Below are 14,596 nucleotides of genomic sequence, written 5' to 3'. Positions count from 1 at the left end.
CGGTGGTCCCCGGTCAGCTCGGGCCGGCGAACCCGCCCCTGGGCTCGATCAGTTCGAGGTTGGTCCCGTCCGGATCGTTGAAGTACGCGACCCGGGTGCCGACCGCGTCCGGCGGGGTCACCTCGTCGGCGGCGAAGGTGTACGGCTCACCGAGGAAGTCGTACCCGGCCTCGCGCATCCGGGTGTGGACCGATCGGAGGTCGTCCACCTGGAAGCAGAGATGCATCGATCCCGGCCGGTTGGCGGCGGACTGGCCGGGAGCACCGACCGGGTCCTCGAACTCGATCAGGTCGATGCCGAGATTGCTCAGGTGGAAGGTGGCGTAGCGCAGCTTCGACACGGGCAGCCCCTGCGCGTGCGCGAAGCCCTGACCCTTCATGCTCTCGTTGTCGACCGCCGGCTCCAACCCGGTCAACGCCCGGTAGAAGGCGACCGAGCGGTCGAGGTCGGAGACGGAGATCCCGACGTGTGCGGCCGTGTCGAGGCCGAACGAACCCTCTGGTGTGGCTGGCATGCTGTTCCCTTCCACGGTCCCGGTCACGCCCGCGCGTGCCGATCCCATGGCAGTGCCCACTGGCCGGGGAACTAACCGTCGACCGGGGCAACTCACCCCGACCGGCCTTGCTTCACTCGTACGGTTGCTTCGGTGGGTCGACCTGGCGCCACGACTCCACCTCGAGGTACGGGATCTCCTCGTCGTTGACCGGGTCCTTGGCGATCCGGTCGGAGTAGCGGCCGACCACGTCGACCCAGGTGTCCGGGGCCAGGCCGGTCGGCGGGTCGCCGGCCAGGCCGAGCTTGATCGGCCGACCGTCGGCAGCACAGCAGGACAGGATCATGCGGGCCAGGATCGGTTCGCCGTTGGCCCCGGTGGCGACGAAACCGGTGAGCTGCACCCGCCGGTCGCCGAGCGAGACACCCTTGTCGAAGATGGCCCGGGAGGCGTAGTCGAGCACCCCGATCCGGACCGGGTCACCCTCGGGCAGCGGCGGATAGTCCGACAGCGGTTGGCTGCCGAGGGCGGTCCCGGCCTGACCGGCCGCGTACGAGCCCAGGGCCGGTGGGGCGACCAGGAGCAGGCCGAGCACGGGCAGGATGAGCAGCCAACCGACCCTCGGCTCGTGGTGGCCCTTACCCCCGTGCCCGTGGTCGTGCCCGTGGTCGTGGTCCTCCTCGGCCGACCTGTCCACCGCCGCCCCGGCCGTACGCCGGGCCGGGCGCAGGTCGTGGACCAGGGTCATCACCGCCACCGCGATCAGCAGGATCGCGGACCCGATCAGGAAGGGTTGCAGCCCCTCCTTGACGTAACGCAGGTACATGTCGGTGAGGCTGGCCTTGAGCACCGCCCCGCCGAGCAGCAGCAACACCACCGCCTGTGCCTGTCGGTTCATCAGAACACCACCGCTCCCACTCCCACCGCCACCAGTACGGCGACCGCGAACGTCGCCGGGGCGAACCGGAACGCGAACCGCCGCCCGAAGACACCGGCCTGCATCGAGATCAGCTTGAGGTCGACCATCGGCCCGACGACGAGGAACGTCAGCCTGGCGGTGAGCGAGAACTGGGACAGCGACGCGGCCACGAACGCGTCCGCCTCCGAGCAGATCGACAGCAGCACCGCGAGGACCGCCAGCGCCAGCACCGACAGGATCGGGTTGTCGGCCAGGGTCTGCAACCAACGCTCCGGCACCAGCACGTTGATACAGGCCGCCGCCATCGCACCGAGCACCAGGAAGCCGCCCGCGTGCACCACGTCGTGCCGTACGGCCGAGAAGAACGCCCGCCCCTTCGACAGTCCGTCCAGGTCGGGGCGGTGCGGCAGCCGGATCCAGTCGGCCCGACCCAGCCGCAGCCAGAGCCAACCCATCAGCATCGCCACGATCAGGCTGGCGACGCCCCGGCCGACCACCATCTCCGGGTTCTGCGGGAAGGCGACCGCGGTGGCGGTGAGCACTATCGGGTTGATCGCCGGGGCGGCGAGCAGGAACGCCAGCGCGGCGGCCGGGGTGACGCCCCGGCGGATCAGCGACCCGGCGATCGGGACCGCGCCACACTCGCAACCGGGCAGGATCACTCCCGCGCAGCTCGCCACCGGTACGGCCAGCGCCGGATGTTTCGGCAACGCCTTCGCCCAGAAGGTACGGGGCACAAAAACCGCGATCACCGCGCTGAGGACCACACCGAAGACGAGGAACGGCACCGCCTGCACCATCACCGAGACGAAAACCGTGGTCCAGGTCTGCAGTCGTGGGCCGGAGATCGCGTCGGCGACCGGGCCACGGAAGACGACCAGCAGGATGAGGAGCCCGGCGAGCACCTCCACCGACCCGATCCGGTCGCCGAACAGCCGTTGCCGGGGTGATGGGTCGCCTGCTGCGGGCGTACCGCCGGGGGTGGTGTGGGCGCGGCCCTGACCGGTGGTCGAACCGGGCGCGGCGCGGTCGACGGTGCCGGTGGTGGGCGGGATCGTCCAGTCGATCTCGTCGCCCGGCCCGGCGCGGCGTTCGGTCGCGCGGTCGGAGGCGGTCACGGCGTCTCTGCTCTCCTCGCTCGGCCGGGTCGGGGCAGCTCACCCTAACCCGAGCCCCGGTGTCCACCACCACACCCGATCGATACGGCGCTGTGCCGCATCACCGGTCGGTGCTAGCGTCGCCGAAACAACTTCACATCCGACAGGGGAGCGCACAGCGCTGAGAGTGCGGGATGACATCCGCAGACCCTCGAACCTGATCTGGGTAATGCCAGCGCAGGGAGTTCGGTCATGCTCCGGCCGCGCCGGAGTCCGGCACGAGGCCGGGCCGAGGCGTGCGACTTCTCCTGGTTCACGTTCGAGAACTGGGAGCCAACATCATGAACAACCGCTGGCGGACGCTCGACATCGTCATCGCCTCGACCCTCGGGGTGGCGTTCGGCGTCATCTTCTGGGCCTGGGGCCTGCTCTGGAACGGTCCGGCCGACGCCATTCCACTGCCCGGTCGCGCCGTGATCTACGGGGTGTGGCTGGTGCCGGCCGTACTCGGCGCACTGGTGATCCGCAAGCCGGGTGCGGCCCTCTACACCCTGACCCTGGCCGCCCTGGTCTCGGTGGCCCTGGGCACGAGCTGGGGCTGGACCCTGGTGGTCCAGGGTCCGATCGAGGCCGCCGCCGCGGAGCTGGCCTTCGCCGTGTTCGCGTACCGGATCTACCGGCTGCCGGTGACCCTGCTGGCCGCCGCCCTGGCCGGTCTCGCCGCCGCCATCTACGACATCTTCGTCTGGTACCCCGGCACCGCCTGGGACAGCTTCCGCCTCCCCTACCTGGCCCTGACCACCGCAAGCTCCCTGGTAGTGGCCGGCCTAGGCAGCATCGCCCTAACCCGAGCCCTAGCCAACACCGGCGCCCTAGACCGCTTCCCCGCCGGCCGCACCCGCCCCACGATCTAACCCCCACCCGGCCCGCCGGCCCTTTCGCGTTGATCATGAAGTTAGCGACGATTCGATCTTGTTCTGAGGTATCTAACTTCATGATCAACGACTAGAGGAAGGGGTGAGTGGGGTGGGTGGGGTGGTTGTTGGGGGGTTCGGGTGGAGGCATGCGGGGCGGAAGGGGTGGGCGGTACGGGGGGTTGATCTGCGGGTTGGAGTTGGGGAGCGGGTGTTGCTGCTGGGGGGTTCGGGGGCGGGGAAGAGCACGTTGCTGGCCGCGCTCGCGGGGCTGCTCGCCGAGGACTCCGGTGAACAGGCGGGGCTGATCGAGGTCGACGGGGCCGATCCGCGTACGGTCCGGGACCGGGTCGGCATCCTGTTCCAGGACCCGGAGAGCCAGCTCGTGATGGCACGGGCCGGCGACGACGTCGCGTTCGGGCTGGAGAACCGGGGCGTGCCGGCCGGCGAAATCTGGAACCGGGTCGACGAGGCGATGCACCGGGTCGGCTTCCCCTACGGACGGGACCGCTCCACCGCCGCCCTCTCCGGCGGCGAGCAGCAACGGCTCGCCCTGGCCGGCGTACTCGCGCTCCGGCCCCGGCTGCTCCTGCTCGACGAACCCACCGCCAACCTCGACCCGGCCGGTGCCGCCCTGGTCCGGGCGGCGATCGCCGCCGCAGTGGACCGCGACACCACCCTGATCCTGGTCGAACACCGGGTCGCGGAGGCACTCCCCCTGGTCGACCGGGTAGTGGTCCTGGAGCCGGGCGGCGGCATCCGCGCCGACGGCAGCCCGGACGAGGTCTTCGCCGCGCACGGGGACGCCCTCGCCGACGCCGGGGTCTGGGTACCCGGCCGGTCGGTGCGCGCCCGACCGGCAACCACCGCCGCCGGCGACCTGTTGCTCACCGCCGACCGGCTCGGCCTACCACCCCGGCTGGCCCCGACCGATCTGACCGTACGGGCCGGCGAGGCGGTTGCCGTACTCGGGCGCAACGGGGTCGGCAAGACCACCCTGGCCCTGCAACTCGGCGGGCTGATGAAACCGGGCACCGGTCGACTGGAGGCCACTTCCGCCCTGGCCGGAACCGACGCCGGTACGCCACCGCACCGCTGGCGGGCCAAGTCCCTGGTACGCCGGATCGGCTCGGTCTTCCAGGACCCCGAACACCAGTTCCTCGCCGGTACGGTCTTCGACGAACTGGCCCTCGGGCCACGCCGGACCGGCCTCCCGGAACCCGTCGTACGCTCCACAGTGGACGATCTGCTCGTCCGGCTCCGGCTGGACCGGCTCGCCGGGGCGAACCCGTACACCCTCTCCGGTGGTGAGGCGCGGCGGCTGAGCGTGGCGACCGCCCTGGCCACCGCGCCCCGGCTGCTCGTACTCGACGAGCCGACCTTCGGCCAGGACCGGCGTACCTGGATCGAGCTGGTCGACCTGCTCGCCGACCTGCGCGACGCCGGGCACGGCATGGTCACCGTCACCCACGACGCCGATTTCGTCACCGCGATCGCCGACCGGACCGTGACCCTCTCCCGCCGGGACGACCCCGCGCCCGACCCGATCTCCGACGGCGTGAACCGGGGAGTCGCGGCGTGAACCGGGTAGAAGCCCGCGTGAACCGGGGAGTCGCGGCGTGATCAGCACTGGGCCGGTGGGGAGGGCGACGGCGCCGCTGGCTCGGCGCAATCCGGTGGCGAAGCTCGCCGCCGCGCTGGTGTTCTCGTTCACCCTGGTCGCCACGATCGACCCGGTCGCGCCCGCCGTCGCGATCGCCATCGAGCTGGCCGTGCTGCCCCTGTTCGGCCTCGGCTACGGCACCCTGGCCCGCCGGGCCTGGCCACTGCTGATCGGTTCGCTGGGCATCGTGCTCACCATGGTGCTGTTCGCCGCCGACCGTACCGGGGCGGTGCTGCTCGACGCCGGCCCGATCACGGTCACCACCGGTGTGCTCACCTCCGCCCTGGGTCTGGTCCTGCGGGTGCTCGCGGTGGCGCTGCCCGGCGTGCTGGTCTTCGCCACCACCGACCCGACCGACCTGGCCGACGCGCTGATCCAGAACGCGAGGGTGTCATCCCGGTTCGCGCTCGGCGCGCTGGCCGCGTTCCGGATGCTGCCCCTGCTCGCCACCGAGTGGCAACTGCTGGGCATGGCCCGGCGGGCCCGGGGCGTGGACGCCGGACGTAACCCGATCGCCCGGCTGCGCCTCTTCGGCGCCACCGCGTTCGCCCTGCTCGTCGGGGCGATCCGGCGCGGCACCCGGCTCGCCACCGCGATGGACGCCCGAGGGTTCGACGGCGGCACCCCGCGTACGGTCGCCCGGCGGCAGCGGTTCACCGTCGCCGACACCGCGCTGGTGGCCGGTGCCGCCGTGCTGGCCGGGGCGGCGCTGACGGTCAGCATCCTGCTCGGTACGTTCCAACCCTTGCTCGGCTGATCATCACCGCCAGCCGGTAACGCTCAGCACCGCCAGCCGGTAAAGCTCAGCACCGCCGGCCGGTAACGCTCAGCACCGGCCCGCCGGTAACGCCGTAACGGGGAGGACTCTGATGACCCATGTCCTGCGGGTGGATGCCACATCGTCCACGCCCGCCCTCCTGCTCCGGCCCTGGCTGGACACCGACGCCGAGGCGTTGATCGAGGCGTACCGTGATCCGGTCCTGCGCCGGTGGACCCGGTCCCCGGTGGCGGACGCCGAGGACGCGGTGCGCTGGCTGGCCGTACAGGGTGACGGTTGGCGCAGCCGCCAGCGGCACAGCTTCGCCGTCCTGGAGGACCTGGTGGGCGACGACAACGGGGGCAGGTTGCTGGGCAACGTGGCGCTCAAGGCGGTCGACCCGACAAACGGCTCCGCCGAGGTCGGCTACTGGACGGCGGCGTACGCCCGTGGTCGGGGCATCGCCCCGGTGGCCCTGGAGGCACTGACCCGCTGGGCCTTCGACACCTTCGCCCCGGACGGACTGACCCGTCTTGACCTGCTCCACCAGGTGGACAATGTCGCCTCGTGCCGGGTGGCGGAGAAGGCCGGGTACGCATTCGAACAGGTGATGGCGGCCCGGCCGCCCTTCCCCAACGACGGTCACCTGCACCTCCGCCATGCCGCCCGACCCATCGGCGGCGCGGGGGTTACGGGCTCGAGCGGCTCCGCACCATCCTCGGACAACCGGTCACTTCGACTGGGCGGTGACCTTCGTGGCGGTGACCGTACCGGCGGAGTTGGGTCCGTCGACGGTGACCGTGTCACCGGCCTTGAGGTCCTTGAGTGAACCGGCCCTGGCGACCGCCACGGCGGTGTCGGTGCCGGTCCGGACCGTGATCACGGTGCCGTCGGCGGTCTGGACGTACACGGTGGTGCCGTCGACCAGCTTCACCGTGCCGGTGGTGGTCTGTGCCGTACCGCCGTCGGCGTCGGGGACGCCGCCGGTGGCGGTGCCGCCCGGGCGGCCGGCGCCGCCGGGGAAGCCGGCGAAACCACCGGCGCCGCGCTGGGCACCCCGACCGGTGGCGGCTGCGGGACCGGTGCCGGGCGGATCGCCGTACGACTTCTGCACCTGCACCCCGCCGAGGAAACCGCCGATCAGCAGCACCGCCGCCCCGAGGTAGAGGGTTGCCCGGTTCCACCAGCGGTGACCCGCCACGGCCGCCAACTCGACGGCGAGGTCCCCGTCATCGTCGTGGCCCGCCCCGATCGGCGGGGTGGGCGTATCGGCGACCACGAGGGGCGGGCCGACGACGGTCGGGGCGTCCGCCGCGTCGTCCCGGTGGACTCCGGGCGCACCCGGCGAACGGCGACCCCATCGCACTGCTCTGCTCATCGCTGCTTCCCCGGAATCACTCGTGGCTCACTCGTAGCGGAGGGCGTCGATGGGCCGCAGACCGGCCGCCCGGCTGGCCGGCACGCTGCCGAAGAAGAGCCCGATCGCGACCGATACGCCCAGCGCCAGGGCGATCGAGCTGGGTACGACCACCGGCTTGACGCCGACGATGGTGAAATGGCTGCCGGCCAGTGCCGCCAGCACCCCCAGTCCCCCGCCAACCAGGCTGAGCATGGTCGCCTCGGCGAGGAACTGGGTGAGGATCACCCGGCGGGGCGCACCGAGGGCCTTGCGGATGCCGATCTCGCGGGTCCGCTCGGTCACCGTGACCAGCATGATGTTGGTGATGCCGATACCGCCGACGAGCAGGCTGATCCCGGCCACCGCACCGAGCAGTACGGTGAAGGTGTCCGCGGTCTCGGTCTGGGTCTGGAGCAACTGGGCCGCGTTCTGGATCCGGTACGGCGTACCCTGCGCCCGCCCGGCGGCGGCACCACCCCGAGCGACCGCCCCACCCGCGACCGCCCCACTCGCCGCCGGTGCGACCTTGAGTCGCTGGTCGAGGATGGTGGCGATCTGTGCCTGGGCGTCGTCCACCCGGTCCGGTCCGGTGGCCTCGACGAGCACCGAGTTGACCGCGCCGTAACCGGTCAACGTCTGCTGGACCGCGGTCAGCGGCGCGATCGCCACGTCGTTGGCGTCCTGGAAACCGGTGGCGGAACCCTTCTCCGCCAGTACGCCGACCACCGTGTAGAGCGCACCGCCGACGGTCACCTGCGCGCCGAGGGGGTCCGTACCGGGAAACAGCTCGGCCGCGACGGTCTGTCCGATCAGGACCACCCGCCGGCCCTGGGCGAGGTCCGAGTCGCTGAACGCGGCACCGGTCGCAACCGAGGTGTTCGACGCACCGAGATAACTCGGGTACGTGCCGACGAACTGCGACACCTGGTGGTCGGCGCCCTGGTAGGTGATGGTCGCCGAGGCGTTCACCACCGGGGAGACCGAGCGCGCGTCCGGCGCCAGTACCGGGTCCTTCAGCGCCAACGCGGTCGGTACGGTGATCGCGTCGCTGCTGCTGCCGCCCCGCGCGGTGCTCTGCACGGTGAGGGTGTTGCTGCCCAGCGCGGCGATCCGGTCGGTGATCTGCTTCGCCGAGCCGTTGCCGACCGCGACGAGCAGGATCACCGCGCCGACCCCGATCAGTACGCCGAGCATGGTCAGCGCCGAGCGGAGCTTGTTCACGGTGATCCCGCGTACGGCGAACCGCAGGATCTCGAAGAAGCTCATCCGATCCGCTCCAGCCGTACGGTCGCCCGCTCCGACCCGTCGTCAACGCCGGCACCGGTATCGTCGCCCGGACCGTCCTGGCGCTGGTCGCTGGCAATCTCCCCGTCGAAGAGCCGGATCAGGCGCTTGGCCCGGTCGCCCACCTCCGGCTCGTGCGTGATCATCACGATGGTCCGACCGGCCGCGTTCAACCGGTCGAAGATGGCCAGTACGTCCGCCGTCGACCGGCTGTCCAGGTTGCCGGTCGGCTCGTCGGCCAGGATCAGCGCCGGTTCGGTGACCAGTGCACGAGCCACCGCGACCCGCTGCTGCTGACCGCCGGAGAGCTGGTTCGGCTCGTGTCCGGCCCGGTCAGCCAGCCCCACCAGGTCCAGCGCGGCCAGCGCCCGCCGGCGCCGCTCGTTCGCCCTGACCCCGGCGTACGCGAGCGGCAGTTCCACGTTGGCGACCGCGCTGGTACGGGCGATCAGGTTGAACGCCTGGAAGACGAAGCCGATCCGCCGGTTGCGGACCAGGGCGAGCTGCCGGTCGTTGAGTCGGCTCACGTCCACCCCGTCCAGCAGGTACTGCCCGGTGGTGGGGACGTCCAGACAGCCGAGGATGTTCATCAGCGTCGACTTGCCCGAACCCGACGAGCCCATGATGGCCAGGTAGTCCCCCGCACCGACGACCAGCGACACCCCGCGCAGGGCGTGCACGGTCGCCTCGCCCTCGCCGTACCGCTTGGTCAGCCGGCGGACGTCGAGCACCGCGCGGTCCGGCGCGGTCATCGCCCGCCTCCCGCAGCCCCGGCACCCCGTGGGAAGCCCCCGCCGCCGGGAAAACCGCCACCACCGGTGAGCCCGCCGCCCGGTCGGCCGCCACCGGTGGTTCCGGTCGTCCCGGTGCCGGTGGTCCGGAGTACGACCAGCTCACCGACCTGCAACCCGGACGTCACCTGTACGGTCTGGTCGCCGGTCAGCCCGACCTCGACCGGACGGGTCACCGGCTGCCCGTTCTCCAGCACCGTGACGGTGTGCCGGTTGCCGACGGTGGTGAGCGCCGCCGAGTTGACGTAGACGGTGTTCTCCACCTGGCCGACCGTCACCGTCGCCTGGACGGTCTGGCCGGGGCGGGCGCCGGGCGGGAGCTGCGACACCCCGAACACCACCCCGTAGGTGACCACGTTGTTGCTGGTGGTGGCGTTCGGGTCGATCGAGGACAGAGTGCCGGTCGCCGTCGCACCGGCGAGCGCGTTCCAGGTGATGGTGGCCGGCTGGCCGGCCTTGAGCTTGGTCGCGTCGGCCTCGGCGACCGAGGCGGACACCTCCAGCTTGCCCAGGTCGGCGAGCTGGATGAACCCGCCGGTCGAACCACCCGACGCGGAGCCACCGGACGCCGAGCCACCGCCGGAGGAGCCGCTGCCGGACGACGATCCCCCCGACGACGATCCCGAACCGCTCGACCCGGAACCGGACGAGCTGGACCCGGACCCGCCGGTGGAGCTGCCGACGCTGCCGTTGACGGCCACCACGGTCCCGGCCATCGGCGCCTTCAGCGTCGTGCCGTCGACCGCGTCCCGGGCGGTGTCGACGGCCAACTGGGCGGTGGTGACCTGGGTCCGGGCGTCGGTGGTGTCGGTACCGGCCGCCTCGGCGCGGTCCAGGGCCGCCCTGGCCGCGTCCAGATTGGCCTGCGCGGCGGTGAGCTGCCGGTTCGCGGCGGTCGGGTTCACCTTGGCCAGGACCGTGCCCTGGGTGACCAGGTCACCGACCTTGACCCGGATCTCGCTGACCGTACCGCCGGTGGTGAAGGTGGCGCTCGCGGTGGCGGCGCTGCGCAACGTACCGGCCGCCGACACGGTGGCGGTCACCGTGCCCTGCCCGACCGGGATCGTACGGGTGGCACCACCGGTCGCCGCCGAACTCGACTCGGGCTTGACGAAGGAGGTGTAGCTCCAGACGCCGCCGCCGATGATCGCCAGGCCGAGTACGGCGTTGACGAGCACCGACGGGCGGCGTAGCGAGACCAGACGTCGCACCGGCATGCGGGCCAGCCTGGATCGTCCGGCTCGGAACAGCCCCGGCGTCAGCTCGGAGCAAGCTGGGAACCACCGGCGTGCTCGGACGGCGGGGCACCGTCGCGAGTGGTGGTGTCCGGTTCGACGGGGTCGACCGGGGCGGGGTCCATCATGGTCGGCAACACCACCCGGAAGGTCGCGCCGGCACCGGTCGCGCCGACCAGGTCGACCCGGCCGCCGTGGGCCTGGACGATCGCGGCCACGATGGCCAGCCCCAACCCGGAACCGACACCGGGAGTACGGGTACGGCTCTGGTCGACCCGGTAGAGCCGCTCGAAGATCCGTCCGGCGTGCTCGGGCGGCACACCCGGACCGGTGTCGGCGACCTCCAGCACGGCGTACTCGGTGCCGGCGCCGGGCAGGGCCGGATCGGCGGGGGCGGACCAGCGGCCGACCCGGACGGTGATCTCGGCGGTCGACGGGGTGTGTTGCAACGCGTTCGTGACCAGGTTCGCCGCCACCTGGCGCAACTGGTGCTCGTCGCCGAGCACGGTCACCGGCTCCAGCCCACCGCCGGACGGATCGGGGCCGCCGCCGGGCATCGGCGCCGGACCACCGCCGAGCGGGACCAGCCGGACCGGGCGGTCGGGGCGGCGGGCATGTGCGTCCCGGATGGTGTCGGCGGCGATCGCCAACAGGTCCACCGGTGCCCGTCGCATCGGCCGCCTCAGGTCCATGCGGGCCAGTTGCAGGAGGTCCTCGACCAGGAGCCCCATCCGGGCCGCCTCGTTCTCGATCCGGCCCATGGTCTCGTCCAGCACCGGTCCGGGTGGCGCCCCGCCGCGCCGGTACAGCTCGGCGAAACCACGGATCGAGGTGAGGGGCGTACGCAACTCGTGCGAGGCGTCCGCGACGAACTGCCGCAACCGCTGCTCGGAGACCGTACGGGCGGCCATCTCGGCGCCGATCCGGTCGAGCATGACGTTGAGCGCGATGCCCAACCGTCCCGACTCGGTGTGCGGGTCGGCGTCCTCCACCCGCCGGGCCAGGTTGCCGGCGGTGATCTCGCTGGAGATGCGTTCCATCCGGGTCAGCGGGCGCAACCCGATCCGTACCACCAGGGCGGCGACCAGGCCGAGCACGAGCAGGACCAGCAGCATCACCGCCCCGTCGATCAGCAGCAGGCCGTCCGCGGTGGCGTCGACGTCGCGCAGCGAGGAGGCCACCACGGCCAGCCCGCCGTTCGCGGTCGGCGCGGCCAGCACCCGCCAGGTGCTGTGCGAGTCCGCCGAGTCGACCGTGAACGGTTCACCGCGCTCGGCCAGGTCGGTGAGGCCGGTCAGGTCGGGCGGGGAGAGTTCGTCGTGGGACAGGACGGCGACCAGCACCCGCCCGCCCGGGTCGTAGATCACCACGGCCTGGCCGGGGCCACCGGCGGGAGCGGGTCGGCCGCCGCGGGCCGCTCCGGGTCCGAAGTCCGGGACCATACCCGCGACGTACGGGCGGATCGACCGGGCGAGCTGCTCGTCCACCCGGTCGGTGAGGTACGACCGCAGCAGCACCAGCCCGGCCGCGTTCGCCACGATCAACGCGATCGCGGTCAGTACGGCGATCACCACCACCAGCCGTGCGCGCAGGGTCCAGTGGCTCCACCTGCGTACCCGGGCCAGTCGCCGCCGCCACCGCCCGACCGGGGGTGCCGCCGTCCAGTCGGGCGGTGGCGGGGGCGGCCAGCCGGGTACGGCGGTCCCACCCGGAGGGGCGGGAGCGCCGGGCTGGCCGGGCCGGGCGGTCATTCGCCGGCCGGTCGAGGCAGCCGGAGCGCATACCCCACGCCCCGTACCGTCTGGATCAGCGGCGGGTCCCACCGGTCGATCTTCTTGCGCAGGTAGTAGACGTACGACTCGACGATCCGGCCGTCGCCGCCGAAGTCGTAACTCCAGACCCGGTCCAGGATCTGCGCCTTGCTGACCACCCGACCGGCGTTGACCATCAGGTACCGCAGCAGGTTGAACTCGGTCGGCGACAGGTCCACCAACCGGCCGGCGCGGCGTACCTCGTGCGCGTCCTCGTTCAGCTCCAGATCGGCGTAGTGGATCACGCCCGACTCGGGTTCGACCCGGCTGCGCCGCAGGATGGCCCGGATCCGCAGCACGACCTCCTCCAGGCTGAACGGCTTGGTGACGTAGTCGTCGGCGCCGACGGTCAGCCCGGAGATCCGGTCCTCCACCGCGTCCCGCGCGGTCAGGAACAGCACCGGTACGCCCCGGCCGTCGGCCGTCGTACGCAACCGTCGCGCCACCTGGAAGCCGTCCAGGTCCGGCATCATCACGTCGAGTACGACCAGGTCCGGCTCGAACTCGGCGGCGGCGGTCAACGCCTCGTGCCCGCCGTACGCGATCCGGACCTCGAAATCGATCAGCCGCAGGGTCGCCGACAGCAACGCGCAGATGTTCGGCTCGTCGTCCACCACGAGCACCCTGGTCGACCGCCGGGCCGACTCTCCTGCCGATGGGCGCACCCGTCGACCTCCTCCCCCTCGAACTCCGGGTCATCTTTAGCCGAGCCCGCTGGGAGCGACCTGGGAGCCGGGTCACGATGGGCTGGGGAATCACCAGCCGAGTACGACTTCGTCCCCTTCGGCGAGGCCGTCGGTGATCTCGGCGTACTGGTCACCCCGTACGCCGACCGTCACCCGGCGGGTCTCCGTGCCGCCGGCCGGGGTCCGGAGCCGCACCTCGCCGGTCGCCGGCCCGCCGCCGGTCCCGTCGGTCCCGGTGAGGTGGACGGCTGTGGCGGGCACCCGCAGCACCCCCGGCACCGACTCGATCGTCACCCGGGCGTTCGCGCTCTGCCCGACCAGCGCGTCGGCGGGCACCCGGTCGAAGCTGAGCAGGGCGCCGTACCGGACGAGTTGCCCGTCTGCGGTGCCGACCGGGTCGACCTGGGTCACCCTGGCCGGGAACTCCTCACCGGGCCGGTTCGCCAGGGTCACGGTGGCGGCCAGACCGACGGCCAGCCGCCCGGCGTCCGCCTCGGGGAAACTCGTCCCGACCTCCATCCCGGCCACGTCGCCCAGGGTGATGAAGGTGGTGCCGCCGCCGACCACCGCGCCGACGCCACCGGCGACGGAGAGGACCTTGCCGGCGATCGGTGCGGTGATGCTGGTGCCGGCCAGCGCGTCCGAGGCGGTGTCCAGGTTCAGTTGGGCGTTGGTCACCTGCTGCTGTGCCCGGAGTACGGGGTCCGGGCCGCCCGTCGACGCGGAACCGCTCCGGCCGGTGCAGTCCCGCGCGCCGCCCGAGGGCTGGCCCGCGCTCTGCCCGGTCCCGGTCGGCGCCGACACCCGTCCCGACGGGGCGGCCGGGCTCGGCGTCGGCGAGCCGGGACGGGTGGAGGTGGTGGGTGTGGCGGACCCGCTCGGCGTCGGCTCCCCCGCGCCGCCGCCCGTGCCGCCGTTGCCCGTGCCGCCGTTGCCGGTCGCGGGGCCGCAGGTGGTGGGTGGGGTGGCCTGTCTCTGCTCGGCGGCGTCGAGCGCGGTCCGTGCCTCGGTGAGCGCGTCCCGGGCGGAGTCGACGCGCTGTTGGGCGGCGGCGGGATCGGTCCGGGCGAGCAACTGGCCGGCGGTCACCTGGTCACCCGCGCGCACCTTGACCTCGGTGACCGTACCGGCGCCGGTGAAGCCGAGACTGCGGGTCTGTGCCGGTCGCAGCGCCCCGGTGGTGGCGATGGCGAGCGTGACGTCGCCCCGGTCCACCCGGGCGGTCGCCGCCGGGCGGGACGGCTCGCTGTCGTCGCCGGTCAACGCGTACGCCGCCACCGAGCCGGACAGTACGAGCACGACGGCCACGACACCGGAAAGCCACCACACCCGCCGGCCGCGTCCGGCACGCCCCGACGCACTCAGGCCGATCCCCATGACCGGCGAGTGTCGTCGCCCCGGCTCGGGGCTGACTCGGCCGTACCTCGGAATTGCCTGAGAGTCCCCGGAGCGACCGCTCCCGGGCCGGGAGGCAGGAACCGACGGTTCGCGCGGCGCGATTCCCAGCCGGCGTCGAGCTTGGTCCTATCTGGTCCGGAGGTGGTGCC

The 14,596-nt window shown here is 72.4% G+C and carries 14 protein-coding genes and 1 riboswitch; of the genes, 4 read left to right on the top strand and 10 right to left on the bottom strand.

The genetic code is table 11. The annotated features are described in order from the left end of the window. Positions 1–13: 13 nt before the first annotated feature. From OIE47_RS21335 to OIE47_RS21325, 3 genes are all read right to left on the bottom strand, one after another. On the bottom strand, positions 14–514 hold the full coding sequence (locus tag OIE47_RS21335) for a VOC family protein (protein WP_326556305.1): 501 nt from the start codon (positions 512–514) through the stop codon (positions 14–16). Between the two features lie 112 nt (positions 515–626). Next, a complete protein-coding gene (locus OIE47_RS21330; RefSeq protein WP_326556304.1) occupies positions 627–1,391 on the bottom strand; it encodes a TIGR03943 family putative permease subunit in 765 nt (254 codons plus the stop codon). Next, on the bottom strand, positions 1,391–2,347 hold the full coding sequence (locus tag OIE47_RS21325) for a permease (protein WP_326563189.1): 957 nt from the start codon (positions 2,345–2,347) through the stop codon (positions 1,391–1,393). Before OIE47_RS21325 ends, OIE47_RS21330 begins: the two co-directional genes overlap by 1 nt. Positions 2,348–2,664: 317 nt before the next feature. After that, positions 2,665–2,771, top strand: a riboswitch (TPP riboswitch). A 79-nt stretch (positions 2,772–2,850) separates the two neighbouring features. Between OIE47_RS21325 and OIE47_RS21320 the strand changes: the two genes are divergently transcribed. The 4 genes from OIE47_RS21320 (at position 2,851) to OIE47_RS21305 (ending at position 6,672) form a co-directional block, all read left to right on the top strand. Further along, positions 2,851–3,423 carry an ECF transporter S component gene (locus OIE47_RS21320; RefSeq protein WP_326556303.1) on the top strand — a complete coding sequence of 191 codons (573 nt, stop codon included), beginning with the start codon at positions 2,851–2,853 and terminating at the stop codon, positions 3,421–3,423. A 112-nt stretch (positions 3,424–3,535) separates the two neighbouring features. Continuing rightward, a complete protein-coding gene (locus OIE47_RS21315; RefSeq protein ID WP_326556302.1) occupies positions 3,536–5,005 on the top strand; it encodes an ABC transporter ATP-binding protein in 1,470 nt (489 codons plus the stop codon). 37 nt (positions 5,006–5,042) lie between these two features. Further along, positions 5,043–5,843, top strand: a complete 801-nt coding sequence (locus tag OIE47_RS21310; protein ID WP_326556301.1) for an energy-coupling factor transporter transmembrane component T family protein — start codon at positions 5,043–5,045, stop codon at positions 5,841–5,843. A 112-nt stretch (positions 5,844–5,955) separates the two neighbouring features. Then, positions 5,956–6,672 carry a GNAT family N-acetyltransferase gene (locus OIE47_RS21305; RefSeq protein ID WP_326556300.1) on the top strand — a complete coding sequence of 239 codons (717 nt, stop codon included), beginning with the start codon at positions 5,956–5,958 and terminating at the stop codon, positions 6,670–6,672. Here the strand turns inward: OIE47_RS21305 and OIE47_RS21300 are convergent. The 7 genes from OIE47_RS21300 to OIE47_RS21270 form a co-directional block, all read right to left on the bottom strand. After that, a complete protein-coding gene (locus OIE47_RS21300; RefSeq protein WP_326556299.1) occupies positions 6,574–7,221 on the bottom strand; it encodes a hypothetical protein in 648 nt (215 codons plus the stop codon). The genes OIE47_RS21305 and OIE47_RS21300 overlap by 99 nt on opposite strands. A 27-nt stretch (positions 7,222–7,248) precedes the next feature. Then, positions 7,249–8,508, bottom strand: coding sequence for an ABC transporter permease (locus OIE47_RS21295; protein WP_326556298.1), 1,260 nt, complete (start codon positions 8,506–8,508; stop codon positions 7,249–7,251). Beyond that, positions 8,505–9,278: an ABC transporter ATP-binding protein gene (locus tag OIE47_RS21290; RefSeq protein WP_326556297.1), complete on the bottom strand. Its 774-nt coding sequence runs from the start codon at positions 9,276–9,278 to the stop codon at positions 8,505–8,507. Before OIE47_RS21290 ends, OIE47_RS21295 begins: the two co-directional genes overlap by 4 nt. Beyond that, complete coding sequence (locus OIE47_RS21285; RefSeq protein WP_326556296.1) at positions 9,275–10,534, bottom strand: efflux RND transporter periplasmic adaptor subunit; 1,260 nt, start codon at positions 10,532–10,534, stop codon at positions 9,275–9,277. Before OIE47_RS21285 ends, OIE47_RS21290 begins: the two co-directional genes overlap by 4 nt. A gap of 41 nt (positions 10,535–10,575) precedes the next feature. Continuing rightward, positions 10,576–12,303 (bottom strand): sensor histidine kinase, encoded by a 1,728-nt coding sequence (locus tag OIE47_RS21280; protein WP_326556295.1) that lies wholly within the window; start codon positions 12,301–12,303, stop codon positions 10,576–10,578. Beyond that, a complete protein-coding gene (locus tag OIE47_RS21275) occupies positions 12,300–13,028 on the bottom strand; it encodes a response regulator transcription factor (protein ID WP_326556294.1) in 729 nt (242 codons plus the stop codon). Before OIE47_RS21275 ends, OIE47_RS21280 begins: the two co-directional genes overlap by 4 nt. 90 nt (positions 13,029–13,118) lie before the next feature. Further along, complete coding sequence (locus OIE47_RS21270) at positions 13,119–14,426, bottom strand: HlyD family efflux transporter periplasmic adaptor subunit (protein ID WP_326556293.1); 1,308 nt, start codon at positions 14,424–14,426, stop codon at positions 13,119–13,121. Positions 14,427–14,596: the final 170 nt, after the last annotated feature.

The sequence above is a fragment of the Micromonospora sp. NBC_01796 genome (assembly GCF_035917455.1).
In the GTDB taxonomy this organism is placed as follows: Bacteria; Actinomycetota; Actinomycetes; order Mycobacteriales; family Micromonosporaceae; genus Micromonospora_G.
This window is presented reverse-complemented; position numbering and strand designations above follow the sequence as displayed.